A 23,183-nucleotide genomic window follows, 5' to 3' on the forward strand; every position below is an offset into this window, starting at 1 on the left:
GGAGCCGCAGTAATCAGGTGGCAGGTATCTGCCTGTACCTATATATGCTTGGCCACCACAAAACGGAGTTTAGTAACTTGCTTTACAGGCCTCTACATATTGCGCTCTTTCTGGGCGCGGCTTCATCCTCCGTCGCGGCCGAGTGGGAGATCGGCTTGTCGCGAGGTCTGGACACCTATGCTGCGACTGCAAACGACGGGACTTTGCTCTTAGTTTGCGACCCAGACCGTGTCTACAACCCAAACGTGAGCCATGCGTACTTTTTGTCGCGTCAAAGCGATGGCAAAGCGCCACAACGCATTGTCTTTCTCGCGGCGACCGGAGAGCAGGCTGCCTTTTCTGTGCAGGACGGGATCGCAACGCAACGGGATGCTGATCCTTCCGAATGGGCACAGCTCATCGATATGATCGAGGCGGGCGGTCAGATCGCTGTCGTGACCGCACGCGATGCCTTTACGCTGGATCAGGACGCGCTGCCCGGGCTTCGATGCCGCTGATCTTTTGAGTGAGCTCTTCGATCTCGGAGTGCAGCAGCGCCTTACCGAAGGCGGATAACAGCTGCGTCACCCCATAGACGTTGAGAGGGTCATCAATGCTTGTCTGCAACGCCGCCACAAGGGTGGCGTCGAGCCTGATCATCGATTTCATAAAGGGGGCACCAGTGCCTTTGGGCTCGGCCAGGCGTGGTCGTGCAGCGGAGGCAATCTCATGCCAGGTTGCGGTGTCGCGCAGGTTTTGCATGCGGGCGCGAACCGCTTTGATCAAGGCACGCCGAACGTAGTCCGGGTCAAGGCCAGATCGTTCTGCCAGCGCATCAATCCGTGCCTGATCCTCAGCCCCGATGCGCACGTAATAGGTTCGAGACTGCGCTTCGGTGCTATTGCTGCAAGCATCGTCCGCCAACGGCTGGGTGGATACCCCTGGGTTGATGCGCGCCGTTTCAGCCGAGGCTGCCTTTTCCCCTTTCCGGGGTTCTTTCTTGTCCACTGAATTTGCCGCTGGGCCTTCTGTCGCGACCGCTGCCGCCGTACTCTGATTGAATGCGGCATATTTCGTGGCGCTCGTGGCGAACTGCCGCGATCGCGCCAGCCTGTCTTCGTTCGAGACAGCGGTCCCGGACCGGTTTGGAATCTTCCTAACCATTGGCAGCGTCCACCATGGCCTCGATGTCGCAAAGGACATCGCTGCACAGTGTCAGGGCTGAGGAAAGATGCCCCGCTTGCAACCGATGACGACGATCTTGTTCATAAATGTCCCGCACATATCCCAGCGGTCCGGTCAGCGGCATGCGCTGGATCGCAGTGAGATGGGGCACCGGCGTGGGCAGAAGTGGCAGGGTTGAAATCACCTCGAAAACCTCAAGGTCCTGCCGGTGAACCCTGCGTCTTGCCGCATCACGCTCAAAGTCATCTCCTGCGGTCACGAAATCGATCGCGCGTTTGTCCGCGTTCATCAATACCGCTGAAAACAGCGGGGCGGGGTCATCCGGCCCGAGGGTCTCGATCATGCGTATAACCCATGTAAGGGTTTTCAGGGCCGCGACGAAATCCGATTGTACCGGCACGGCCGGCACCAGGATCATGTCGCAGGCCAGCGCCAGTGTTTCGGTGTCGGGGTGCTCGCCGGGGCGGGTGTCGATCAGAACCAGATCAACACCTTCAGCCTCAAAGCTGTCCAGCGCGTGGTAAAGGCCTTCAACGGTCTCGGGGGCATCGGCCACGGTCAAGCCCGTGGGCCATGGAAGGCGTGGCAGATCACCGAAGTCGGCGCGCGCGCTTTTTGATTCCCATTCGAGGATCTGCTTGTCAGCATCCGCATCCATGACATGCACACGGCGGCCGCGTGCCAGCATGGCGGACGCAAGCATCTGTATGAGAGTTGTCTTTCCCGAACCGCCCTTCGCGGAGATGGCCGTCACAACAAGCATTCAATGTCTCCATAACGTATATTTTGCGCCGTTATGGCGATGCCTCGGGATGGCGTCCAGACCTTGCGCGATACAGACGTTCAACCTTTGGGTCAGACAGATGTGTATCTGCTGAGGCGATGTGCTGTTTTGGCGATCATCTGCGTACGCGTTCGGTCAATTGGTCAGCAGGTCACTCACGCCGACCGTGATTGCAGCGTCCATCCTTTTCGCCATCGCGTCGCTGTGGCAATTTCCCAATGCTGCCATCAGCCTTCGAGGTGTCGGGTCACCTGACCATCGACTATCCGTATCAGCGCCGACGTAATACGCACGGTGCTGCGCAGGCGTTCCAATCCCACAAGGTCTTCTTCTCCTTCCGGGAGAACCCCTTTGAGCATTCAACGCCAATGAAGGGATATCGTGTCGGCTGCGCCGACGTCATTCCCGCGCCTGTTCAGGATCCGGGCCGGGGTCCCGGATCGCGGCGCGGGGGAGGCGGTGTCCCTTCGGTCTGTTCGTTGTCGCGTGGGGTTTACAGCAGGCATGGCCAAGGCCCTGCCTGCTGATCACCGAAGGTGCGACAACGGACCGAAGGGACGTTGACAGGAACGGTATTGTGTATGACAAAACTTGTGCGGCGACTCATTAGAGTTTTCGTGTTTACAAAAACTATCTAATGATAAATCTTGCCGCCCATGTCGAAACGCCTCTCCACCATAGCCCGACAGGAGGTTCTCCGGCTTGCCGCTCAAGGGCTTGGCGATGGGGAGATCGCCGTGCGTGTTGGCTGCTCCCGACCCACTGTCGCCCGCGTGCGGGCGCGCGGTGTGGTGACGGATCGAACCACAAAGGGCCGCGTGCTGCAGGTTCGGGTGTCCGCCCGTGAGGCCGAAGCATTCGAGGCGCTTGTGGCTGAGACTGGCATGACCACGTCGGGTTTGCTCCGGCACATGATCCGTCTCTCATCCGGCATTGTCGCGTTTCGCCGGGACGAGGTCACGGCGCTCAAGGCGTCGGCCAATCAGCTCAATGCCTTGGCGCGCAATCTTGTCCAGATGCTGAAGCTTGCCCATGCGGGCAAGCTGCGGTGGAACGCGCGCGACGCGGCAATGGTCGGTCGGCTTGCGGATCGGGCCGAAGAGGTTGCCCGGGCCGTGCAGGCTTTGCGCGCGGCCTCGCTGCGCGGGTCCTTCGTCCGGGTGTCCGATTTTCGGGACGTTGGGGAGGGGCAGCGCGATGGCTGAAACACGCACCCTCCAGCAGGCGGTATTGGGCGAGATTCTGCCTCATGTGGGGCGGCGGTCTGCAGCCATGGCAGGCGAAGCGCGCGTATCGTCGGGCCGTCGGCGTGGCACGTCCGGCGGGGCAGTTGCGGTAATGTCCTGGAACGCGCTGCGGGTGCCGCAAAGCGTGGTGAAGCGGGTCGGCACGGGCGGGTGTCATTCGCCAAAAGAGTTACGCCGACAGATGAAATACATTCTGCGCGACGAGGCGCGGGTCGCAGCCTGGTCAAACCAGATCGGCATCGATCGTGCCTTTGGCGAGCGCGGCATGGAAAATATCATTGCCGATTGGAGTGCTTCCTGGTGCGGGGCGCCGAAACGGGGTCACACCGATCACATCATCCTGTCCTTTCCCAAGGGAACCGAGGCGGAATTGGCGGAAGCCATCTCGCGCGAATGGGCGCAGGAGGTGTTCGGCGGGGATTACCGGGATCGATATCGGTATGTGGCGGCCCTCCATTGCAACACAGACCATGTGCATGCCCATGTTCTTGTCGACAAGGTCGGGATGGAGGACGGCAAGTTCCTCTCGATCAGCCGCCATTCCGAGATCAGCTATGACATGATGCGCGAGCTGCATGCGCAGATCGCGGGCGAGCACGGGCTGGTACTGAACGCCTCTTCCCGTCTGTCGCGTGGCATCATGGAAAACGCCCCGAGGGACACTGATTTGCAGGCGGCCCGCAAGGAGGGGCGGGAGCCAGTGGTTGCCCCGCTGGATCCTGCAAGCCGCGTTCTGCGAGAGGCCGAGATGCGCAGGCACGCCGAGGGGTATCGGCAGCTGGCGCAACTTGCGGGGATGGGCCTGGAGGCCGACACCCCTCCGAATGGATGGATGGGGCGCATCGCGGAGAGCGCGGAGCTTGCCGCCACCAACTTGATGAAAGGAATGCCGGTGAAAGAAGGGTTTGCCGAAGGGGTTGATATCCCCGCTGCCGGAGCGGATGTGATCGGTCGTCTGATCGCCGCCCGCGAGACATTGCAAGCGGAAGCCGACACCGCGTGGAGCGCCATTCAGGACATGGCTCCCGGTGCCGAAAAGGTCGAACTGGAACAGCTCTTTGCGGGGAAGGCCCGCGAAATGGGCAGGCTTCTGGGCCGCGACTTTCTTGCGGATCATTCTTCATCGGTGTCGCCCGAGCGCGATCCCTACAGAGTTCAGGGGATTGCGGGGCTGGCAGCACGGGCAGCAGAGGAGGGCAATCCGCTCGTCGTTGAGGCGGATGCTGCACTGGGTCGTTTCAGAGCGGAATTGGCGCGCGTTCTGGCACCGATGGAGGCACGATTCGAGGAGGCGGGCAGCAGCATCGAAGAAGTCGCTGCCCGTTTCACCGCACCCCATCGCAGCGAGGCGCAACTCGAAGCCTCACGCCCAGTGGACGCCCAGGAGCGCTCGGACTGGCTTGGGCTCGAACGCGACCTGCAGGCGCGCGCGCGTGATGTTTTTGCGGGGCTGCACATGGATCGTGATCTTTTGGCGGATCTGGCGCGTCAGGATATTCTTGACGCGGGGCAGGGCAGTCGCCTTGCCGACATCGCCACGCTGGACAAGCTGATCTCCGACGTGCGGCAAGACCTGCGCGACGGGGATATGGATCAGCTGGCCGCTGGCCGGATCGATCCGCTCATGGACCGCATCGAAGACCCCGGTCTGCGACAAGCCGTGTTCTCGGAGCTAAAGGCCATCGCCGCAGTGGATGCGGGTGATGACATTACCGGGCGCGACAGCGAACCAGCCGCCACCTACCGGACCCGGATCGAGGCTTTCGAGCGCGCCGAGGAGCGGGGGCGCGACCGGGACGATACCAGTGGCGATTACGGCCTCTAGAGGATTCAAAACATGCTGCATGCAATGGAAAGCCGTTGGCGGTATCCAATCGCCATCCTGCTCGGTCTCGGTGTTGGCACCTGGATCGGTGCCGCGATCGCCACGCTCTATCTGATGGCTCGATTTGGCGAAGACCTGGGTGGGTTCGATATTTTCGAACTTTGGCTGCTCAATCTGTCTGATCCACGGGTCAAGGCAAACCCTGCGGTGGAACATACTGCGTGGCTCATCACGGCACTTCCTGCCCTGCTTCTGGCGGCGACAGGAGCTACATCCGTTCATCGCGGGTCGCTCACCGATTATGATGATGCGCATTTCCAGTCGCGTCCCGAGCTCCGCCGCAACCGTATGTCTGCGTCTCTTTCCCAGAACGGCTTTCTGTTCGGCAAGCTCGGGTCACCTGCGTCCCGCGCGCCTTTCGTGTCGGCCACGCCAGATCGCTTCCCACACGCAATGATGATCGCGCCAACGGGCCGGGGCAAAGGGGTAGGCTTCGTTTTGCCGAACCTTTTGCACTTCCAGGGCAGTGCCGTGATCCTTGACGTCAAGGGCGAGAATTTCGAGAAGACATCCATCCACCGCCAAAAGGCGCTGAACAATCAGGTCTGGTACTTTTCGCCCTATGACTACGTTCAGCCCGAGGGCAAGAACGGGCCCGTCCTGACCCGCACGCACCGGTTCAATCCTCTCCAGCGCATTGCCGATCTGCCCAGCCCCGAGCAGCAATACACCGCCGTCAACACCATGGCGGACTTGTTCCTCATCGTCGAAAGCGTGAACGCGCAGAGCTTTTTCCAGGCCGGACGCAGCCTGTTCGTGGCGTCTTGCCTCTATGCCATCGAGACCGGAAAGCCGACGATCGGTGAGGCGCTGCGGATCATGACTGGCGGCGGCAACAAAAAGGAATTCTACAAACGGGCCGCGATGCAGACTGCAAACCCGGTGGTGGCAGAGATTTTCCTGAGCATGGCCGACGAAGTGGACAAGATTCTCGATTCCTATGTCAGTGTGATCCGCGGTGCCGGATTGGAGCTCTGGCTCGATCCGGCGGTGGACCGGGCGACACAGGCAAGCGATTTCGACTTCGGGACGTTCCGACGAGAGCCACAGTCGCTCTATATTGTCGTGCAGCCGGAGCACCTGAAAACACTGGCCCCCCTGATCCGGCTCCTGTTCGCCGATGCCATCGCATGTCTGCAGCGCGCGCATCCCGGACCGGACGAGGCACATCCCGTCATGTTCCTGATGGATGAATTCGACCAACTGGGCAAACAACCCCTGGTCTTGCAGAGCATCAAGACGATCCGCTCCTATGGCGGGCGGCTCTTTATCATCTCGCAGTCGATCCCCGGTCTTGAGGGCATCTATGGCGAAACCGACCGCCGCGCGCTGCAGGCCGGTGCGGGTGTGCAGATCTACATGACCCCGCAGGATGATCGCACCGCCGACGTGCTGTCCGCAGCCCTCGGCAAGCGCACGATCGTGGGCAAGACCAGATCACAGGCAACCGTGCGCAAGCTCTCGGAAAGTGCAAATATCAGCCGTCGCTCGGAAGAACGGGCGCTGGTATCCCCCGCTGAATTGCTGCGTTTCCCGCTCGACAAGGTCCTTGTCCTGCCCGAGGGGCAATATCCCATCAAGGCGGATCACATCCGCTACTATGCGGACCGGCATTTTGAGGAGATCGACAAAGCACGGCAGGGGCATTCCTTGCCCTATCCTCCTGCTGCAGCGCCAGTCTCGAACAGGCCGAAGAAAATCACCCTCGAGCATTCAGAACCTGCAGCACCCGCGGCGATCTCCATGGGCGACAAGGAATTCGAGACTGCGGTGCAGACCTACACAGGCGCGCTACAGGGATACGCAGAAGCCGCGAGGGCAAAGCCAAAGAAAACACGTTTTGGTGGTCGGGCGCGCTCTTCGGACGCAAAGGCGAGGGGATGATCTGGAAATCGAATGTGGCTGTGCTGTTCTGCCATGCGCCAGCTATGAGACAGATACCAATCGCGCCTGTTTCGGGTCATAGACATAGCCCGAAATCGTCCCGTCCTTGATCCGTTCAACTGCATCCTTTATCGCGAATATTGGCACGAGAAACCACTCTCTCGGAATCACGGGCCTACCAAAGCGATCCATGATCTCGATCTCGAGCCGCGCGGGCTCGAAGATGCGATGGATCAGGTTCTCCAGTTTTGTCCGATTGATGTTGTAGAGTTCATAAGTCGCAACCACCTCGACGTTCGCCATCAGAAACGTTGGTTGCAGATGTGCGCCAGCGATCCGCTTTTCAACGCTCATATTGGTGACGCCGATCTTGTGTACGAGTTCGCGATTTTCGGCCACAAGTGGATGATCGGATTTGCTGCGAAGCACATAAATGATCCCGCTCGCCTCATCACCGTCGAGTGTCTGATCGGAAAAAAGTGGCCCTGCCGATGGATCGGTGATCCGCCGTCCGGCGTCGTCCTTGTTCAACGCGCGCTGAAGCGAGCGCATCAGCATGTTGCTCTCGGTCCCGTTGTCGAAAATCACCCGCAGACGCGCATCCGTGCGACCTTGCTCGTTGGTGATGGTCTCGCCCTTGTCGGCGACATAGGCCTTTTGACCGCTGACAATGAAGAAGCGTCCCTTCTCGATCTCGGCTTTCATCTCGAACGGGCGAGTTTCGCGCAAGCCGCTATCCAGTTCTTTCTGGACCTGCTCGAACAAGGGTTTGAACGTCGCGAAATCCTTGCATTTCTCGCGGTTTGCGACTTCATCGGCGGCCTTTTTCTCGGCTGTTGACCGGACATGCTTCAATTCCGTGAGGGGTGATTTAGCAACTTCCACGCCCAGTTCGGCGAGGAGGGCATCGTCATCGAGGTCATCGGAGTCTGATGCTGAGGGCGCAGGGGTGTTTGCTAGGAGACCCTGCTCGTCGAGTGGGGCAAGGAGGTCGCGGCATTCCTGCAAGTCGCGGATCCGATCAAGACGCACGGCGTAGAGGCGTTCAAAGATATCACGATCCTCCCCGTGCTGGGGAGGCCGGCCATGCTCATCTGCAAATCGCAAGATTTCCTCAAAACCTGCGATGATGCGTTCTTCGCGTGGTGTGCGGCTGAGCTGCTTCTTGACCTCGACCTCGACGCCAAGCTCAGCAAGGAGGGCGTCGTCTTCGTCCGTGAAACCCTTAGCCATTGGCAGCCTCCTGCTTCATGCGCGCGAGATACGCCACGCCTTCGGCCATTTTCTTCTCCCACGGATCAGGCGATGTGATGGAAGGCAGACGGCCCCGCTCCTGCTTGAACTTGACGGCGCGTTTCGCCAGATCTCGCGCCTCGTCCGGTGACAGTTGCACCTTTTTCGCCGAGATGACGGCCTGGACCTGCCGAAGGCTTTCCTCGCTCATCGTCTTTGCCAGAATCGAGTAGGCTTCGCCGAACGGGTTGATGCGATCAATCAGATCGATGTCGAGTTCGCGCACGTCCATTGCGAATTTGCGCACCCCGTCGATCAAGGCGGTATTGCCGGTTGTTTCTGTGTCATCGCGGTTCGACAGCGCGATCTCTTTCGCCTTTTGGGTCAGGTTCAGCGCAGCAACTGCGTGTTGGCGCACCGCTTCCTGATCCTCTGCATCTAGCTCTGGGAACCTGGCACCGACAATCTTGCCCATGCGAACCTGCGTCAGTTCCTCCGGCACCAGCTCTTCGTCGAAGAGACCCCGTTCGATCGTAGTCTTGTCCTGAACGAAAGCTGTGATCACCTCATTGAGGTCCTCTTGGCAGATGCGCTTGGCTTCCTTGCTCTTGGGTTCGACCAGACCTTTGATTTCGATCTGGAACTGCCCGCTGGCCTCGCTGAAGCCAACGTTCTCTTTGTTGGGGTCATAGCCGCCCTCGCCGTAATCGAACCCTTCGACAGGGCCACTTTTCACGGTCTTGGGCGTGAAGTTGAAACGTGGGGCCAGCACCTGCTCCATCAGCAGGCTTGCAGCGATCGCCTTCAGTGTATCGTTGACTGCCTCGGTCACGGCTTCGGCCGCGGCGTCGGGCTCCGCGATAAGGTTGGTGAACCGCGCTCGGGTCTTGCCCTCGGCATCGCGGGTGGCGCGGCCGATGATCTGCACGATCTCCGTCAGGCTGGCGCGATAACCCACCGTCAGGGCGTGTTCGCACCAGATCCAATCGAACCCTTCTTTCGCCATACCCAGGGCGATGATGATGTCGACATGATCGCGGTTGTTCTTCTGCGTGGAGTCTTTCAGCGCGGCGGAAACCTTGTCACGCTTGGATGGCTCGTCGTCCACCAGATCGGCGATGCGTAAGACTCGCTCGTCGGGCGTCTTGACCAGCTGAAAGCCTGTGATGGGATCCGCTCCCTGCCAATCGCCCAGGGCGTCAATGATATGCTCGACCTCGCGATGCTTGTCCTTGGTGCTTTCGCGCGAGTTCACGTTCGGGATGTGAAGGATTGTCTTCTCGGTCGGATCCAAAACCTTGAGGATGTCGTCCGCATAGGACCCGGAATAGAAGAAATACCCGATGTCGAGCGTCTTGAGGTATTTGTAACCATTCAACTGCTGATAGTAGGTATAGGTAAAGGTATCGAACTTTGCCTCATCTTCGGGCGACAGAACGGCTTCGGCATCGCCGCGGAAATAGGACCCGGTCATCGCAACCAGATGCACCTTGTCGCGCGCGACCAGTGCGCCCAGATGCGTGCCCAGCTTGTTATCAGGGTTGGCAGAGACGTGGTGAAACTCGTCTACCGCGATGAGCCGATCATCAAACGCTTCAATCCCGAACTTGTCCACGGCGAACCGAAAGGTCGCGTGGGTGCAGACCAGAATCTTGTCGTCGCTCGCCAGAAACTTGCCGACAGCGCCGACCTTGCCGTCATCCCCGCCGGGAGCGTTGCATAGGTTCCATCGCGGTTGCACGGTCCAGTCTGCCCAGAAGCCGTACTTGCTCAGCGGCTCGTCGTTGAAGCTGGACCCGATGGATTTTTCTGGTACCACGACGATGGCCTGACGCAGGCCTTGATTGTGCAGCTTGTCGAGTGCGATGAACATGAGCGCGCGGCTCTTGCCAGATGCCGGCGGCGACTTGATCAGCAGGTATTGCTCGCCCCGCTTCTCATAGGCACCCTCTTGCATTTCGCGCATCCCAAGCTCGTTCGATTTGGTCGAGCTTCCATTGGCCGCGTAATTTACAGAGACGGAAGGAACCTGCTGTGTCATGATATTTTCCTTCTGAGGGGCGCGGAATCATTCGCTTTGGGGCAGGCAATCAAAACCCGATCAAGTAACGATACCGCACCCTTCCTATCGTAACAGCATGATTTATATGTATTTTCCAATTTACGCCCTCTAGCCCACATACGCACAATCAAAACCCGATCAAATGTTGTCCCTGTCACGCCCATGAGGGGACATATCCGGCACGAGGGCGTTCAGCATCCGCAGGACGGATCAGATCAGCATCCAGCGTTGCGCGAATAACCCGCGATGCCTGCGCAGCGTTCTGGTCGTCGATGCCAAGCCGCTCCCGAAGTGTCGCGTTCGTCATCTTTTGACCGCCTACGTATTTGAGCGCGGCATGTTGGTAACACGCTCGCACGGCTTCTTCCGGTGTCATGTCCGCAAATCGGCGTGGTGCAAACAGAACCACGCGCACGGCGTCTCCCTCCATGCGGAAATCCGGTGGGGGCAACTGGTGCAGCTCAACCGCCGAGATCACCTTGTCGATGCCGGTGCCTTGTTCTTCGCAAAGTTTCATCCGCCGCATCAACGACGCAAGGGCTTCATTTCGGGAACGCGGCGGCGAGTCCAAAAACCGGTCGGGGCTAACCAAGGGGGCGCCCGGGTTCGTGATCTCCATTCGATCACTGAACAACTCGATGAGTGGTCCTGCGCCGGTGATTGTCATGTCTTGGTGGATCAATGCGTTGGCGATCAATTCGCGGATCGCTATCGACGGGTAAAGCGGTCGCTCCTCGCGGAACGCTTTGCCAATCAGTTCGTTGCGGGGCAGAAGACCGTCGATATAGTCCACCAAACCCTGAAAACCCGCTGCATAGCCGCGCTGGCCATCCTGGCGGTGACTCACGTCATCTGCACGTCCGGTGCCAGCATAGGCCACGAAACGAACCCCTTTGCGCTCTACAGAGGGGCCGAAATCGGAAAGTTTCTTGGCATACAGGATTGCGCCCAGATTGGTGATGTTCCAGCGGTCGCTTACATCTTTCTGGATCAAGCGATCCGCCAAAAGCCTGTCGAAAATCCCCTGGCGGTTATCCGGCAAAGGCTGGCCCGTGAGATCGAAGTAGTTGGCGTAATTCAGCCGCGCAAGAACGTCGTCGCCGGTCAGAAACTGCGCGGCGACCCCTGTCTCCCAAGCGTAGGGCTGCAACTTGGCCCAGAGGGCGCGCAGGCGTTCTGGATGGTCGGACAGGCGCGGCGTGGCGCTCCCGATGCGCAAGTAGGCTGTGCGGTCAAATTCTACCGGGGCGGTCGCGGCGGCGGGGATGGTCAGCAGGATCAGGCGCCCCCCATCGTGATCGACTTCTTCGAAACGAAACTCGATGCTTGGCGACAGGTGGTTCGCAATCCACAATTCGAGCGGCTGCCCCTTCTCCTTCTTCACTGTCGGCTCAAAAACCGTGCCGACAGCCGCATGATCACCGTCTCTCACCCCCCAAACCACATAGGCGAAGTGCTGATCGGCCAGCCGCGCGGCATTGGACAAGGCCGAAATCAGCTTACCGATCAACGCTCCGTCGGCGTTGTTTTCCTTGAACTCGATCCAGGTGGTTTCTGCCGGTTTGGCGCGCAGATCGTCCACCAGCCTGCGGGTGCGTTCCGCGCTCATGACAGGGTCAAGGGTCATTGTGTGTTCACTTTCTGACCCATCTCTCCCGACCGGCGCTTTTCATAGGCGCCCTCCTGCATCGCGCGCATGCCCAGCTCGTTCGACTTGGTCGAGCTGCCGTTGGCGGCGTACTTGACGGAGACGGAGGGGACACCTTTGGTCATTGCGAAATCCTGTACTCGTTCAAATAGCTGATGGCCCAAGCAGGCGGGCTTGGCCAACTACGAAAGCCCTTCTGATGCCAGGTGACGCTGTCCGCGCCGATCTTGTCATTAGCTTCCATGAAGCCGACCAAGGCATCGTGATCGTAGAGATAGAGATCGTCGCCATGAAGAAAGGCGATGTGAATGCCCTTGCCGGTATATTTCCGGTCGATGACAAGCCGCCCCTTGAGCTGAATTTTCAGAAAGGTTTCGCCGTCGATATGCACGGCGATGAAATCCGCGCCCTGCCAGTCATCGGTCAGGCGGATACTGTTGAAGCCGTAATCGGCCAGTCGCCCGGCGACCTTCTGGAAGTTGTAGTTCTCTTTCTGCCGTGAGTTGAGATCGGCATAGGCGACGCGCTGAAGCTTCATGCGGGCACCTTCGTCGTCATCTTCGTGTACATCTCGAACAGCTTTTCCAGCCGTTCGGTGTCGTTGCGGAAGCGGCGGCCGATGTAGATGCGTTCCAGCACCTCGTCGTTGTGGTCATGCGCGGCGCGGAGGTTGGCGGGCATTTTTTCAGGGTCGTAGAGGTCGGCGATGGTGGCGGGGAAATGCGCCTCTCGGGCCAGCAGGATGCCCTCCGCCGCCGCTGTCAGGTCGGCGCGGTTCTTTTCGGTCAGTTTGGGGACGGGGAAGGTGTTCCAGCCGAGGGTGTTGGAAAACCTATAGTCTGTTTTGATTTTCCCACAAACGGCAGCAATCCAAACCAAGCACAACCGCGATGCCATTGTCGCAATATTCCACAACGGCGGATCGAAAAAGGCAAACCCACCGTCCCCAACAATAGCACCGCGCGGCAAAGTAGCCACTGGATAAAACTCGCGCTCTTCGGAAGAGTGCCTGGGAATCTGAAAAACTATCTCGTCACCAGTTTGTCGAACCTGCTGAAAAAGATATGGAGAGCTTGCACCCGCCTTTGTGAGTTCCTTTTCGCTCTTTTGCCTCATTTCTGCAACAATATCGAAACGTTCCTTAAATTCAGGTATTTCTCGAAGCGCTGCGTAGTCTTGGTCATTCATCCATAAACAGTACCGGCCAACACCATGTGTTGCATCGTGCGCCCCAAAAAATGGTCGAATGACGTCAGTGCGATGTCCCGCCTTTGAGCGAAGACTAGCAGCAATCTCTGAGTTAAAAATCAGCCCTCCACCATCAGCAGGTTTGCTTCCGTTCACAACTGGACTTAGGCCTTGCAATGGTCGTGTTGCGTTTTGAACATACACGTCGCGATATGGGACCAAATAAGCATTTATATTTTCAACTTCTCGCACATTTCCTTCCATCCCATCAAAGAGCTTTGCCTGTCCAGGCTTCCTTGAGAACCCGACAATACATACAGTGACACCAGCATTTCGAGCAGCAAGATTTTGCCATTTGAACGAGGTAACAGCAAAATTTATACGAACTGACTGATTGATTATACTTGGCCAAAATCGGAAAACTTGTTCCCCTTGGCAAACGGAGTTTGTGGTAACAAAAGCCGCAGATGCCTCTGTAAAATCCAAATAGCGTCGCGCCTTGAGAAAAAAGCCCAGTATATAGTCAAGTGACTTCCAAGTAGGAAACTCGCCGTCAAACAAGGATCGCATATCGTCCTTTTGGCTTGGCTCTTGTTCGGTTCCACCCTTGTATGGCGGGTTCCCGCAGATATAGGTCTCGCCCCCTTCGTTCGCGAAATCGATCTGCGCCTGATCCAGCGGCGACATGAACAAGTCATCCGCTTGAAACTTCACCCCCGTCCCCGTGGGCGGGCAGACCGAAAGCCAGTCCAGCCGCAGGGCGTTGCCGCAGGTGATCCAGTTCTGCGCGTTCAGCGGCAGGAACTCGGCCAGCGCCTCCTTCTGGCCGCGATAGGTCACGTCGCATTGGTATTCCGCGATGATCAACGCCAGCCGCGCGATCTCGGCCGAGAAATCCCGCAGCTCGATCCCGCGATAGTTGGTCAGGGGAATGTCGGTGCGGCGCAGCGGCTCGCCCCGGCGCTTGTTGATCTCATACTCCAGCGCGCGCATTTCCTTGTAGGCGATGACAAGGAAGTTGCCCGACCCGCAGGCGGGGTCAAACACGCGGATCTTGGCCATGCGCGCCCGCAGATTGGCCAGCTTGCGCGCGTTGTCGCCCGCCGCCTCCAGCTCTGTCCGCAGGTCATCGAGAAAGAGCGGGTTCAGCACCTTCAGGATGTTCGGCACCGAGGTGTAGTGCATCCCGAGGACCGAGCGTTCCTCTTCATCCGCGACAGCCTGGATCATGGAGCCGAAAATGTCGGGGTTGATCTGCGTCCAGTCGAGGCTGCCGATATGGGACAGGTAGCGCTGCGCGATCTTGGAAAAGCGGGGGGCTTCGGTGCTGCCCGAGAAGAGCCCACCGTTCACATAGGGAAAGGCATCAGCCCAACGGGGCAGCTTGGCCTCGGCCCGTTTCGCGATGGGCGTGTTCATCGCGCGGAAAATCTCGCCAATGATTTCGTGCGTGTTCGACCCATCGCGGTTCGCCATCTGGTCGATGGTGGCGGTGAACAGGTTGTCGCTGACGAAGATGTCGGTGTCTTCGGCGAAGAAGCAGAAGATTAGCCGCGCCATGAAGTGGTTCATGTCATGGCGTTTCTCGGCGCTGCCCCAGTCGGGGTTGTCCTTGATCAGCTCGACATAGAGCCGGTTGAGGCGGCTGGTCGCGCGGATGTCAAAGGCGCTCTCTCGGATCTGCTTGACGGTGGATATGCCGGCGAGCGGCAGGAAGAACCCGAAATGGTCAGGGAAATCAGTGTAGCGGCAGGCGATGGTTTCGCCGGTGGTGATATCCTCGGCCTCAAGGTCGATGCCGTCGGTGGCGAGGATGAACTTCGCCTTGGCGCGGGTGGTGGCGGGGCTGTCGCGAAGGGCGGTCAGGGTCGCCGCGATGTCGCCCGGCGCGCAGGTGGCAAGGTGGATGTTGTTGGTCTGCAGGACGCCGCCGACGTCGGACTTGTTCGACGCGCCGGTACGCAGCCGCTTGATGGTCGTGTCCTTGTTGCCGAAGGCCATGAGGAAGGCATAGGGGAACTCGGCCGCGTCAAAGGGCTGCTCGGCGAGTTCGGAAACGGCTTGTTCGATTTCAACGGCGTTCATGCGGCTGTCCAGGGGTTGATCAGGTCGATCTCGCAACCCTCGAAGTCAGGCGTATTGCGCGTGGCGACGGTGGCACCATGGGTGTGGGCAATGGAGGCGATCTGGCAATCGGCCTGGGCGATCGGTCGCCCGGCGGCGCGTCGTGCGGCGGCGATGGTGGCATAGGACTGCGCGGCGTTGCTGTCGAAGGGCAGAATCCGACCGGCAAGGTCCTCGCGCAGGATACGATCCACCGCGTCAACCAGTGCGGCGCGGCGCTTGCCGTTCCCAATGATCGCAAGACCATATCGCAGCTCCGCCTCGGATATCGAGGTCAGGTAGACGTTGAGCCCGTCCTGAGCCGACAGCCATTGCTCGACCTTGGGCTCCGGGGCCGGGCGCAAGAGCTCGGAGATGACATTCGTATCGAGGATGATCATGCGTCAGGCCTGGTCGAACGCGGGCGGTTCCCGCATGGCTTCACGCTGCGGAAGGTCGAGATCAACGCCGCCCAGAGGCGCGACCCGTGCACGGATCGCCGCGGCAAGATCGTGGGATGGCTTCGCTTCGCCGACGACGTGGCGCAAGATCTCGCGCGCCTCCTCTTCCATTGAACGGCCATGTTCGGCTGCGCGGATGCGAAGGCGGCGCTTCACGTCATCGTCAAGGTTCCGGATGGTAATGCTTGCCATGATGTCCTCCTGAGAGGAGTGTAATCATCGCAATCAATGCGATCAAGCGCAAACGCGTTCATGTTGTGACAAGACGGGAGAGGTTACCGTCCGATAGTGCTCAATGCGCACCCTTCCAAACATCCCTCAGCTGGTCACTTCTGATTTTAAGATACCAGGCACCCACACCTGTTCGACCCCACGTCTTCCGTCTTTCCGACCAAGCTGCACCACGACATCGATGCTGGACGCGGCATAGCGCCTTACCTCCTCAAAACTCATATTGATGCCCACCGACATGACCATGAGGGCAAGGCGGTCGAGTGCCTTCTGAGCGGTATCGGCGTGAATTGTGGTGAAAGAGCCTGAATGGCCGGTATTGATCGCGTCAAGGAAGGTCTTGCACTCATCGCCGCGCAACTCGCCAAGAATGATCCGGTCAGGACGCATGCGCAAAGATGTCTCCAGCAATTTGGCCGCGGTGCGTTCACTTGAGGGGATACGGTCAGCCTTGAGCATCGCGCGATTGGGCTGTGGAGGAAAGAGCTCGAATGCGTCCTCGATGGTCACGATACGTTCCGCCTCGGTCACCAGCGCAAGAAGTGCCCGGGCAAAAGTCGTTTTGCCCGTGGACGTCCCGCCGCTGATCATGATGTTCAACCGCTCATCGATGCAGAGTTTCATGGCGGCTCGAATATCCCCCGCCTCGGTCAGTGCGATGACCTGTTCGGCTTTTGCCTGTCGTTCGGCACCCAAATCCACCAGTCCACCGTGCAACAGACCGATGTCGCCCAAGGTGAGTTGGTCTTCACTGTAGCGGCGCAAAGTGATCGAGGGCCCGCCATCCACGACGGGCGGATAGACGACCTGTGCCCGGATCGGCTTGCCATTCATCTCAATCTTGCCGGAGACGAGCGGCTTTTTCTCGCTGATCTGTCCGTGGGTGGCGCTGGCAATGGATGTTGCAAGGTCCCGAGCTTGGGAAGGGGAGAAAAACACACCTTCGAGGCCGACCATATGCTCAGCCCCCCGGGTTTCCACCCAGACTTTTCCATCGGGATTGACCGCTATTTCGACCACGCAGGGATCGGCGAGCGGTGCAGCCAGAGGTTTTAGATAAGTCGAAAGAAAACTGGCTTTTTCTGCCGCCGGGTTCATCAATAGAACTCGAGATCACGGTCGACGATCACACTGATCGCAGCACCCGGCTGGACCGAGATAACCGGAGGCAGGGTGGCATATTCGCCGATCACCGCATTGGTGGCCTGCGAAAAACTGCCCGCGACATCCTCGGCAATTTCTGATCCGGTCTCGGAGCTGGCCTCGGATGCGGCGATTGCCGGTCCTGCGCCGATGATCGAGAGCAATGCAGCTGTGCCAAAGCGCAGCCCAAAGCGGGAGTTCACGGAGCCCGTCACGCCCGAGCGGCCCTGATCGTCCGCGCCAAATGCGGCGAGCTGAACCGATTGCCCCTCGGGTGTGACGATGCGTGACCAGCCAACCAGAATGCGGGCCTGGCCCAAAGAAACATTCGAATTGTAGGTCCCGAAGAGGCGGGAGCCTTCGGGAATGAGAACGCGGGACTGATCGAAACTCCAGACCGGGTAGTTCACGATGGCGGTAATCTGTCCGGGCAATGTGGATTCGATGGCGGTTTCCAGTGACGCTTGAATGAGCGTGCCCTGCAGAACCGTATTGGAAGGATTGGCGATAACCTCCGCTGTCGCGACTTGAACGGGCTGGGCACCGTCCAACACGAAGGCGCGCGCCGCTGCATCTCCGACCGCGGGCCCCCTCTCGGGGTCGGATGCCGGACTGCCCGTCTGGCCGCCCGCATCAAAGATCACCCCTTCGGACCGGATTTGTGTGTTGCGCAGCGCCGCCGCCTCGGCACGCCGACGGTCCAGTTCAGCCCGCCGCGCGGCTTCCTCGGCAGCGAGCTGATCCCGCTCGGTTTGCGCGCGTAGAGCATCATTCATACCGTAATCGATCTGCTGTTGCAGGGCGTCGTTCTGGCGCTGCAGTCCGAGCATTTGCTCCATCAACTGCTCCATCCGGCCATCGGCAACACGTGCGCGTGCGGCAACCTCATCGGCGATACGCTTTTGCGCTTCAAGATCGGCTTCTGCCAACCGGGTGTCCATCTCGCTTTGCATCTGGGCGATGAGCGCCGTGTTCTGTTCCTGGACCGAGCGCAGCGCTTCGGCCAGCTCGGCCGAATTGTCGGGGGCAGGGGCCTCGGCCAGTCTTGCCAACTGGGCTTGTAGGGCGACCACGTCGCTCGCAAGCTTGGCGTTCTGTTCCTCGAGGGCTTGGCGCTGCGCCGCGAGTTCATCCTCGATTGGTCCGGGATCGAACCTCGGCTCTGATCTTTGTTCGGTCGGTTCCGCGTCGGTTGTCATGCGGCCGAACCCGTCACCGTCGACCTGATCCTGAAAGTCGTCGGCTTTCGATGTTTCAACGGCAGAAGTGATGCCGCTGCCTTGCACAAGCGGGTAGGCAACGATGGCGGTCCCTGCCAGAAGCAATGCACCCAAACCAAGCCTGAGCCCGAGAGATGCGCGCCGCTTGGGCGCGAAGCTGTATTCCTTTTCCCCTGTTTTCTCGTCGCTCATGATCAGAACTCCCGTCCACGCAGGGCGGCCACGGCAGCAGCCTCGGTCGTGAACCCACCAGTCTCACGGGTAATGCAGATATGATCGTCGCCCATGCGGATCGTGTAGGCGTCCCGCACGCCGGTGACCCGCACGACCGCACCTTGCGTCTGGCTGTTCTGGGTGATCTCGTAGCCTTGGGCGTTCAAGCCGAAGATCGAGGGCCGCACGCCGGGCCGGAATTCAAAGAAGGTCGAGCGCCCATCATTCCAGACCCGCACCGGGCGGATCGCACCGCTGCCCGCGAACTGATAGCCGGTATCTCGGCCTCCAGCCGCAAGCTGGCGCCCGGCGGGGCGCTCGTCGGGAAAGTTTACGACGACCCGGAAAGACTGTGTCCGCGAGCGTCCCTCTGTCAGATAGAAGGCGATAGCGCGGCGGTTGGTAAAGATCGTCAGGTTTGTCGCGGCCCGAGCCTCGACAGGCTTGATCGAGATCGTATTGCGGTTTGACAGAACCTCCACTTCATAGGACGCGGAGTCACCGATCAGGACTTGATTGATCCGTTCGCCGGGACCGAGTTCGATTGACGTGTTTACCCGAAGGTGGGTGTCGATCCGGATCACATCCGTAGGGTTGAAGGTCACGTGGCGAACGCGGGCGTCCTGACCCATGGTGACCGGTGCGCGCTCGGCCAAAGCGGGCGTTCCGAGCAACCCGCCGACCGTTGCGATGGCAATTATAAAGGTTTTCATGAACTATTCTCGTGTCAGTGTTTCGGCATCGACCCGGTAAGCGGTCACCGAGAAGCCAAGGGGATTTTCCCAAACGCGTGTCAGGGAGCGTTCGCGGCGGGGGGCAAACTCAAACCCTACGGTGGCGATGAATGTTTGCGTGACGGGGGTCTGGTTGGGTCGGGTGAGGCGTTTGTCGAACCGGATCTGAGCCACTTCGTCCTGCAGGAAGGTGATCGCCCGCACGCGGACATCGACCTGCGCATTCGCGCCGTAGCTGCGCGGTGGATAATTCTCGGACCCCGCGGTCCAGAGTTCTATCAGCGAGGCGCGGGCGGGCCCACTGGAGCGCCGCTGGACACTTTCGAGCCGTTCTTGAATGCCGTTCCTGAAATAGCTTTCGCGGTCGCTGATATAACTGACAAGCAGGGATTCCTTGATCGCTTCCTCATCGGTGATACCAGTCGGCTGAACCTGATAGATGCGTTCTGCTGCACCCGACGTGCTGTCGACGAGGACGGTAAACACTTCGGTTTCGCGCAGGGGCAACATAACCGTAATGGTCAGGGCCAACAGCACGGATACGGCGCAGGAACAGCCCGCAACGATCCATGCGGCGCGCGCTGCCCGGCGCGGACCCATCACCAAATCGATATCGAAATCACTCATGACTATCCCTTCTTCATCTTTCCGGCGAGCTTGACCGCACCGCCCGCATAGCTCCCGGCGCGGGCCGCGCTGGACGATCGGTCGGAGACGCCTTGTCCCTGAAGTCCTGCATTGAAGCCCCGTCGCATGTCATCTCCGCCCCGGATCGCGGCACCGGTATTGCGCCACGCGTTCCCGGGCATCCGCGCGGCATTTGCACCGATCGAGGCGAGGCCGATGTTCGTGGCGGCAAGCCCTTGCGCGAAAGTTGGCACGAGCAACATCAGGCCGGCGCCGATCATCATCACCACGACGAACGAAATCGCGTCCCCGAGTGTTTCGACGCTGTCGAGGCTCCCCGGCGCGACGGCGTTGCCAGTGGCAATGGTAAATCCTGCCATGGCAGCCACGAACAGCGGCACAAAGGAAAAGCCGATGGCGAGTTTGACCCAGGCCTCGAACAGCGGCGCGGATTGTTTGAACAAGGTGCAGGCCACGGCCACAGGTGCGATAGCGATCAATACCGCCAACATGATCTTGGCAGCCGACAGAACGATGATGGTGATCGTCGCCATGGCGGCGGCCACAAGAAACATGACCACGCTGGTCATGGCACCGGCCAGCCAGCCTCCATTCTGGCTGATCGCCTGTCCGACATTCAGGGCTTGGGAGTAGAGATCGTCGATTCCATCATAAAGGTTCCCAACTGTGCCGCCTGACAGTGAGTTCAGTATCCCCGCGCCGAGCTCCGCCGGGGCGTTTGTCAAAGCGTCATAGGGGACAGAGAGGTTCGCGAAGGTCAGGAACACGTTCACCAACGCCAAACGCAGACCAAGGGCGACGATCGTTGCACGCGTAAGTTCAACGCTTTGGATCAGCAAATTAGCACCAACGAGGATCGTTACTAATACGGACGCTGCTCGCACCACGGGGCGCACAGCTGCAACGGTGTTATCATAGGTATCAGCTGCGACACCTGCCACAGTCGCGTCGACCATGGTCAATACGTCCGCGATGATCGCCATTACGCGCCACAGCTTTCTTCGCGAAAGGTTGCATACCGTTGATCAATGGCATTCCAATCAGCGTTTCGATACCGGCGCATGGTATTGAAATCCGCCGCTGTGAGCGCATGCGCAGGCTTGTCGACCCGTTCTGTTGTGAACGCATCGAGCGACCCGAGATCATAGATGCAGCCGCAGAAGCCCTGCGACATTGCAAGCTCTCTCAGGTCGGTGCCGAAGCCCCGTCGAACCGCTCCACGGAAAATCTCGTTGCCGAAAAACTCAGTGTCCGGATAGCTGAAGTTGCAGGTTTGCGGCTTCGGGAACATCAAGAGCCCTCTTGCCTGTACCTCGCGCATGAGATCGAGGAGGCGCTCTTCCTCCCCATTTTCGGTGGCAGTGACGACCTCCCCGAGCAACGTATCGTCGGGCAGGTCTTGCAAGTCTTCCGCCCAGGCACTGCCTGCTAGGGCGATGAAAACTGCAAGTGCTTTGAGTGATGTATTCAAGGGTCAGTCCTCGGCGCCGGAGAAATCAAAGAAGGAGCGTGTGCGGGCCTGCTCGGCCGCGAAATCAATGCCGTTCTGACCTTGCGCCAAGCCTTGGGCGGCATTCAGGCGCCACATCTGGCCCAGCATGTAATTCGTCTCCGCGGCCATACGCGTGTTGAGATCGATCGATTCCTTGAGCGTTTCCTGATCGCCAATCGCTTCCACCAGCCCATCGATACGCTCGATGCTCTGGGCGGCTTCCTCGTAGGAAATTTGGGCTTGCCCGATAACCATGGCATTGGCAGCCGCCAGATCGGCTATGGCAGCGCCTTGCGGGTTCCCGGCGTCGTTCAGCTCGGTGAGCTTTTCCGAGGTGAACCCCGCACTGGCCATGGTCTCGCGCATGGCATCTGCGGCGCGGCGCTCACCCATGGTGACGTCGCCATCGAGCAGATCGTCCAGCAGGCTGTCAAAATCCCCGAGCGACAGACTGTCCATGAAACCCGATAGATCGGTGATCTTCTGGGCACGGGCACGCAGGTCCTCCACATCGTTGTAGAGGGCTGCGATTTCATTCAGGCCGGTAATTGAACCCAGGACGTCATCAAGAAGGCCCTGAATATCAGTGAGGCGCTCGATCTGGGTACGCAATTCCTCGATTTGCTGGAGCTGGTTTTCCGCATCGCGCAGCGCGGCCTGCAGCTGCTCGATATTCTGCGCGAGGTTCGATCCATCGATCACAGGCACACCCTGAGCGAAGGCTGGGGGCGGGTGTGCCGCCATGAGCGTGCCCGCGACAATAATTGCGGCAATGCGGGTGTCAGCCCTCATCGGAATACCTCCAGAAAGTGGATTGCTCCAGGTGATCGGCGGCCTCGGTCAAACCTTGTGCCGCTTCGACTTTCACGTGGGCCGCGCGCAGACGCAGCGTCAGCGCCATGAGCCGCGCCCGTTCAGCAAGCATATAGGTGGAGCGGTCCAGCGCCTCTTTTGCGTTATCGGGCGGATCTTCACGCAAAAGCGCCGCGATCCTCGTCATGGCCTGATCGATCTGGGTGCCCATGTAGGCGCCATAGCCGACCGAGGCATCCGCCCAGTTGCCCCAGGCGGCCGAGGCACCATCGAAGCCCGCCAGTGACCCCGTCATGTCGACGCCGGTGATGGTGCCAAGATAGTCGTTGTAATAGCCGTTGATGCGCCGGACGTAGGTCTGGGTTTCCTCGAAAGGAGGCACACCACCATATTCGAGAACACGGCCGGGGCCTGCATTATAGGCCGCCAGAGCGTGATCAATCCGACCGAAGCGGTTCAGTTGCGTGAGAATGTAGCGTGCGCCACCGTCCAGGTTTTCCCAAGGATCATACGGGTTCACACCGAGATCCGATGCTGTGCCCGGCATCAGCTGGCAAAAACCGCGCGCACCCACGTGGGAGACGGCTGCATTGTTGAAACGACTTTCCTGCTTGATCAGTGACTGAAACAAGATACGCCATGTCAGTGGCGTCAGACCGGCGGCCGCAACACCGGGATGACCCTCATAGCGCCGCGCCACCGTGATGATCATGCGCTCCACGTCGCTTGGCTCACCGAAGAGGCGATCGGCATCAGGATGATCTTCCTGGGCTGGGTAAGTCTCTGCAGCGCTCGCCCAGCCAGGCCCACCAGCCTCGAACCCACTCAGGTCGGTGACACCGGTGGTCTCCGCAAGGAAACGCTCATAGGCTTCAAGCTGCTCTTGATAGATATCCGCTTGTTCCTCGCGGGCATCGCGCTTCTGGCCCTGCCGCAAGGCGTCGCGTGCGAGCTCTTCGACGCGAGACACAGCGCGGGCAAGGTTGGAGCCATCGATCACTGGCACGCCCTGCGCGGAGGCAAGCGAGCC

General features: G+C 59.6%; 22 protein-coding genes. 4 read left to right on the top strand and 18 right to left on the bottom strand.

Going from position 1 to position 23,183, the window contains the following annotated elements; translation table 11 throughout:
- Positions 1-17 precede the first annotated feature (17 nt).
- Positions 18-497 (top strand): hypothetical protein, encoded by a 480-nt coding sequence (locus ACSSVY_RS15225; protein ID WP_162792792.1) that lies wholly within the window; start codon positions 18-20, stop codon positions 495-497.
- Here ACSSVY_RS15225 and ACSSVY_RS15230 read toward each other — a convergent pair.
- Together ACSSVY_RS15230 and ACSSVY_RS15235 are read right to left on the bottom strand one after the other, a co-directional pair.
- The gene (locus ACSSVY_RS15230) at positions 454-1,143 is read right to left on the bottom strand and encodes a hypothetical protein (RefSeq protein ID WP_114273191.1); all 690 of its coding nucleotides are present in this window, start codon (positions 1,141-1,143) and stop codon (positions 454-456) included. The genes ACSSVY_RS15225 and ACSSVY_RS15230 overlap by 44 nt on opposite strands.
- Positions 1,136-1,927: an AAA family ATPase gene (locus ACSSVY_RS15235; RefSeq protein WP_121066451.1), complete on the bottom strand. Its 792-nt coding sequence runs from the start codon at positions 1,925-1,927 to the stop codon at positions 1,136-1,138. The genes ACSSVY_RS15230 and ACSSVY_RS15235 overlap by 8 nt, the downstream gene beginning before the upstream one ends.
- Positions 1,928-2,604: 677 nt before the next feature.
- Here ACSSVY_RS15235 and ACSSVY_RS15240 point away from each other — a divergent pair.
- The 3 genes from ACSSVY_RS15240 to ACSSVY_RS15250 are packed head-to-tail and all read left to right on the top strand — an operon-like array spanning position 2,605 to position 6,964.
- Complete coding sequence (locus tag ACSSVY_RS15240) at positions 2,605-3,153, top strand: helix-turn-helix domain-containing protein (protein ID WP_121066454.1); 549 nt, start codon at positions 2,605-2,607, stop codon at positions 3,151-3,153.
- Complete coding sequence (locus ACSSVY_RS15245) at positions 3,146-5,020, top strand: relaxase/mobilization nuclease domain-containing protein (RefSeq protein WP_163025966.1); 1,875 nt, start codon at positions 3,146-3,148, stop codon at positions 5,018-5,020. The genes ACSSVY_RS15240 and ACSSVY_RS15245 overlap by 8 nt, the downstream gene beginning before the upstream one ends.
- Before the next feature lie 12 nt (positions 5,021-5,032).
- Entirely contained in the window at positions 5,033-6,964 is a 1,932-nt protein-coding gene (locus ACSSVY_RS15250) for a type IV secretory system conjugative DNA transfer family protein (RefSeq protein ID WP_121066459.1), read from the top strand.
- Positions 6,965-7,006: 42 nt separating this feature from the next.
- Here the strand turns inward: ACSSVY_RS15250 and ACSSVY_RS15255 are convergent, their stop codons facing one another.
- From ACSSVY_RS15255 to ACSSVY_RS15330, 16 genes are all read right to left on the bottom strand, one after another.
- Positions 7,007-8,197, bottom strand: a complete 1,191-nt coding sequence (locus ACSSVY_RS15255; RefSeq protein WP_114295062.1) for a GIY-YIG nuclease family protein — start codon at positions 8,195-8,197, stop codon at positions 7,007-7,009.
- Positions 8,190-10,238, bottom strand: a complete 2,049-nt coding sequence (locus ACSSVY_RS15260) for a pseudomurein-binding repeat-containing protein (RefSeq protein WP_114295063.1) — start codon at positions 10,236-10,238, stop codon at positions 8,190-8,192. The genes ACSSVY_RS15255 and ACSSVY_RS15260 overlap by 8 nt, the downstream gene beginning before the upstream one ends.
- A 175-nt stretch (positions 10,239-10,413) precedes the next feature.
- A complete protein-coding gene (locus ACSSVY_RS15265; RefSeq protein WP_454270511.1) occupies positions 10,414-11,868 on the bottom strand; it encodes an ATP-binding protein in 1,455 nt (484 codons plus the stop codon).
- Between the two features lie 14 nt (positions 11,869-11,882).
- Positions 11,883-12,032 (bottom strand): hypothetical protein, encoded by a 150-nt coding sequence (locus tag ACSSVY_RS15270; protein WP_454270513.1) that lies wholly within the window; start codon positions 12,030-12,032, stop codon positions 11,883-11,885.
- Entirely contained in the window at positions 12,029-12,445 is a 417-nt protein-coding gene (locus ACSSVY_RS15275; RefSeq protein ID WP_134078432.1) for a hypothetical protein, read from the bottom strand. The genes ACSSVY_RS15270 and ACSSVY_RS15275 overlap by 4 nt, the downstream gene beginning before the upstream one ends.
- Entirely contained in the window at positions 12,442-15,180 is a 2,739-nt protein-coding gene (locus ACSSVY_RS15280; RefSeq protein ID WP_454270515.1) for a class I SAM-dependent DNA methyltransferase, read from the bottom strand. The genes ACSSVY_RS15275 and ACSSVY_RS15280 overlap by 4 nt, the downstream gene beginning before the upstream one ends.
- The gene (locus ACSSVY_RS15285; RefSeq protein WP_454270517.1) at positions 15,177-15,599 is read right to left on the bottom strand and encodes a PIN domain-containing protein; all 423 of its coding nucleotides are present in this window, start codon (positions 15,597-15,599) and stop codon (positions 15,177-15,179) included. The genes ACSSVY_RS15280 and ACSSVY_RS15285 overlap by 4 nt, the downstream gene beginning before the upstream one ends.
- Positions 15,600-15,602: 3 nt before the next feature.
- Positions 15,603-15,851: a FitA-like ribbon-helix-helix domain-containing protein gene (locus tag ACSSVY_RS15290; RefSeq protein ID WP_054540688.1), complete on the bottom strand. Its 249-nt coding sequence runs from the start codon at positions 15,849-15,851 to the stop codon at positions 15,603-15,605.
- Positions 15,852-15,977: 126 nt separating this feature from the next.
- On the bottom strand, positions 15,978-16,988 hold the full coding sequence (virB11, locus tag ACSSVY_RS15295; RefSeq protein WP_454270519.1) for a P-type DNA transfer ATPase VirB11: 1,011 nt from the start codon (positions 16,986-16,988) through the stop codon (positions 15,978-15,980).
- The gene (locus ACSSVY_RS15300) at positions 16,988-18,445 is read right to left on the bottom strand and encodes a TrbI/VirB10 family protein (RefSeq protein ID WP_454270520.1); all 1,458 of its coding nucleotides are present in this window, start codon (positions 18,443-18,445) and stop codon (positions 16,988-16,990) included. The genes virB11 and ACSSVY_RS15300 overlap by 1 nt, the downstream gene beginning before the upstream one ends.
- A gap of 2 nt (positions 18,446-18,447) precedes the next feature.
- Positions 18,448-19,179 carry a TrbG/VirB9 family P-type conjugative transfer protein gene (locus ACSSVY_RS15305; RefSeq protein WP_238373085.1) on the bottom strand — a complete coding sequence of 244 codons (732 nt, stop codon included), beginning with the start codon at positions 19,177-19,179 and terminating at the stop codon, positions 18,448-18,450.
- A 3-nt stretch (positions 19,180-19,182) separates the two neighbouring features.
- On the bottom strand, positions 19,183-19,827 hold the full coding sequence (locus ACSSVY_RS15310) for a virB8 family protein (protein WP_238373086.1): 645 nt from the start codon (positions 19,825-19,827) through the stop codon (positions 19,183-19,185).
- A 2-nt stretch (positions 19,828-19,829) separates the two neighbouring features.
- Positions 19,830-20,831 carry a type IV secretion system protein gene (locus ACSSVY_RS15315; protein WP_224557930.1) on the bottom strand — a complete coding sequence of 334 codons (1,002 nt, stop codon included), beginning with the start codon at positions 20,829-20,831 and terminating at the stop codon, positions 19,830-19,832.
- Complete coding sequence (locus tag ACSSVY_RS15320; RefSeq protein WP_454270522.1) at positions 20,831-21,253, bottom strand: hypothetical protein; 423 nt, start codon at positions 21,251-21,253, stop codon at positions 20,831-20,833. The genes ACSSVY_RS15315 and ACSSVY_RS15320 overlap by 1 nt, the downstream gene beginning before the upstream one ends.
- 69 nt (positions 21,254-21,322) lie before the next feature.
- Positions 21,323-22,132 carry a type IV secretion system protein gene (locus ACSSVY_RS15325; RefSeq protein ID WP_165809168.1) on the bottom strand — a complete coding sequence of 270 codons (810 nt, stop codon included), beginning with the start codon at positions 22,130-22,132 and terminating at the stop codon, positions 21,323-21,325.
- Positions 22,122-23,153 (bottom strand): lytic transglycosylase domain-containing protein, encoded by a 1,032-nt coding sequence (locus ACSSVY_RS15330; protein WP_454270524.1) that lies wholly within the window; start codon positions 23,151-23,153, stop codon positions 22,122-22,124. Before ACSSVY_RS15330 ends, ACSSVY_RS15325 begins: the two co-directional genes overlap by 11 nt.
- Between the last annotated feature and the right edge of the window lie 30 nt (positions 23,154-23,183).

Source organism: Roseovarius sp. MBR-51 (assembly GCF_053628575.1).

What these genes read in the sequence shown, in the direction of transcription:
- ACSSVY_RS15230 (WP_114273191.1), bottom strand. Translation starts at nt 1,143, where the DNA reads ATGGTTAGGAAGATTCCAAACCGGTCCGGGACCGCTGTCTCGAACGAA.
- ACSSVY_RS15250 (WP_121066459.1), top strand. Translation starts at nt 5,033, where the DNA reads ATGCTGCATGCAATGGAAAGCCGTTGGCGGTATCCAATCGCCATCCTG.
- ACSSVY_RS15265 (WP_454270511.1), bottom strand. Translation starts at nt 11,868, where the DNA reads ATGAGCGCGGAACGCACCCGCAGGCTGGTGGACGATCTGCGCGCCAAA.
- ACSSVY_RS15280 (WP_454270515.1), bottom strand. Translation starts at nt 15,180, where the DNA reads ATGAACGCCGTTGAAATCGAACAAGCCGTTTCCGAACTCGCCGAGCAG.
- ACSSVY_RS15260 (WP_114295063.1), bottom strand. Translation starts at nt 10,238, where the DNA reads ATGACACAGCAGGTTCCTTCCGTCTCTGTAAATTACGCGGCCAATGGA.
- ACSSVY_RS15305 (WP_238373085.1), bottom strand. Translation starts at nt 19,179, where the DNA reads ATGAAAACCTTTATAATTGCCATCGCAACGGTCGGCGGGTTGCTCGGA.
- ACSSVY_RS15235 (WP_121066451.1), bottom strand. Translation starts at nt 1,927, where the DNA reads ATGCTTGTTGTGACGGCCATCTCCGCGAAGGGCGGTTCGGGAAAGACA.
- ACSSVY_RS15290 (WP_054540688.1), bottom strand. Translation starts at nt 15,851, where the DNA reads ATGGCAAGCATTACCATCCGGAACCTTGACGATGACGTGAAGCGCCGC.
- ACSSVY_RS15275 (WP_134078432.1), bottom strand. Translation starts at nt 12,445, where the DNA reads ATGAAGCTTCAGCGCGTCGCCTATGCCGATCTCAACTCACGGCAGAAA.
- ACSSVY_RS15325 (WP_165809168.1), bottom strand. Translation starts at nt 22,132, where the DNA reads ATGAGGGCTGACACCCGCATTGCCGCAATTATTGTCGCGGGCACGCTC.
- ACSSVY_RS15315 (WP_224557930.1), bottom strand. Translation starts at nt 20,831, where the DNA reads ATGGCGATCATCGCGGACGTATTGACCATGGTCGACGCGACTGTGGCA.
- ACSSVY_RS15255 (WP_114295062.1), bottom strand. Translation starts at nt 8,197, where the DNA reads ATGGCTAAGGGTTTCACGGACGAAGACGACGCCCTCCTTGCTGAGCTT.
- ACSSVY_RS15270 (WP_454270513.1), bottom strand. Translation starts at nt 12,032, where the DNA reads ATGACCAAAGGTGTCCCCTCCGTCTCCGTCAAGTACGCCGCCAACGGC.
- ACSSVY_RS15310 (WP_238373086.1), bottom strand. Translation starts at nt 19,827, where the DNA reads ATGAGTGATTTCGATATCGATTTGGTGATGGGTCCGCGCCGGGCAGCG.
- ACSSVY_RS15240 (WP_121066454.1), top strand. Translation starts at nt 2,605, where the DNA reads ATGTCGAAACGCCTCTCCACCATAGCCCGACAGGAGGTTCTCCGGCTT.
- ACSSVY_RS15300 (WP_454270520.1), bottom strand. Translation starts at nt 18,445, where the DNA reads ATGAGCGACGAGAAAACAGGGGAAAAGGAATACAGCTTCGCGCCCAAG.
- ACSSVY_RS15285 (WP_454270517.1), bottom strand. Translation starts at nt 15,599, where the DNA reads ATGATCATCCTCGATACGAATGTCATCTCCGAGCTCTTGCGCCCGGCC.
- virB11 (WP_454270519.1), bottom strand. Translation starts at nt 16,988, where the DNA reads ATGAACCCGGCGGCAGAAAAAGCCAGTTTTCTTTCGACTTATCTAAAA.
- ACSSVY_RS15245 (WP_163025966.1), top strand. Translation starts at nt 3,146, where the DNA reads ATGGCTGAAACACGCACCCTCCAGCAGGCGGTATTGGGCGAGATTCTG.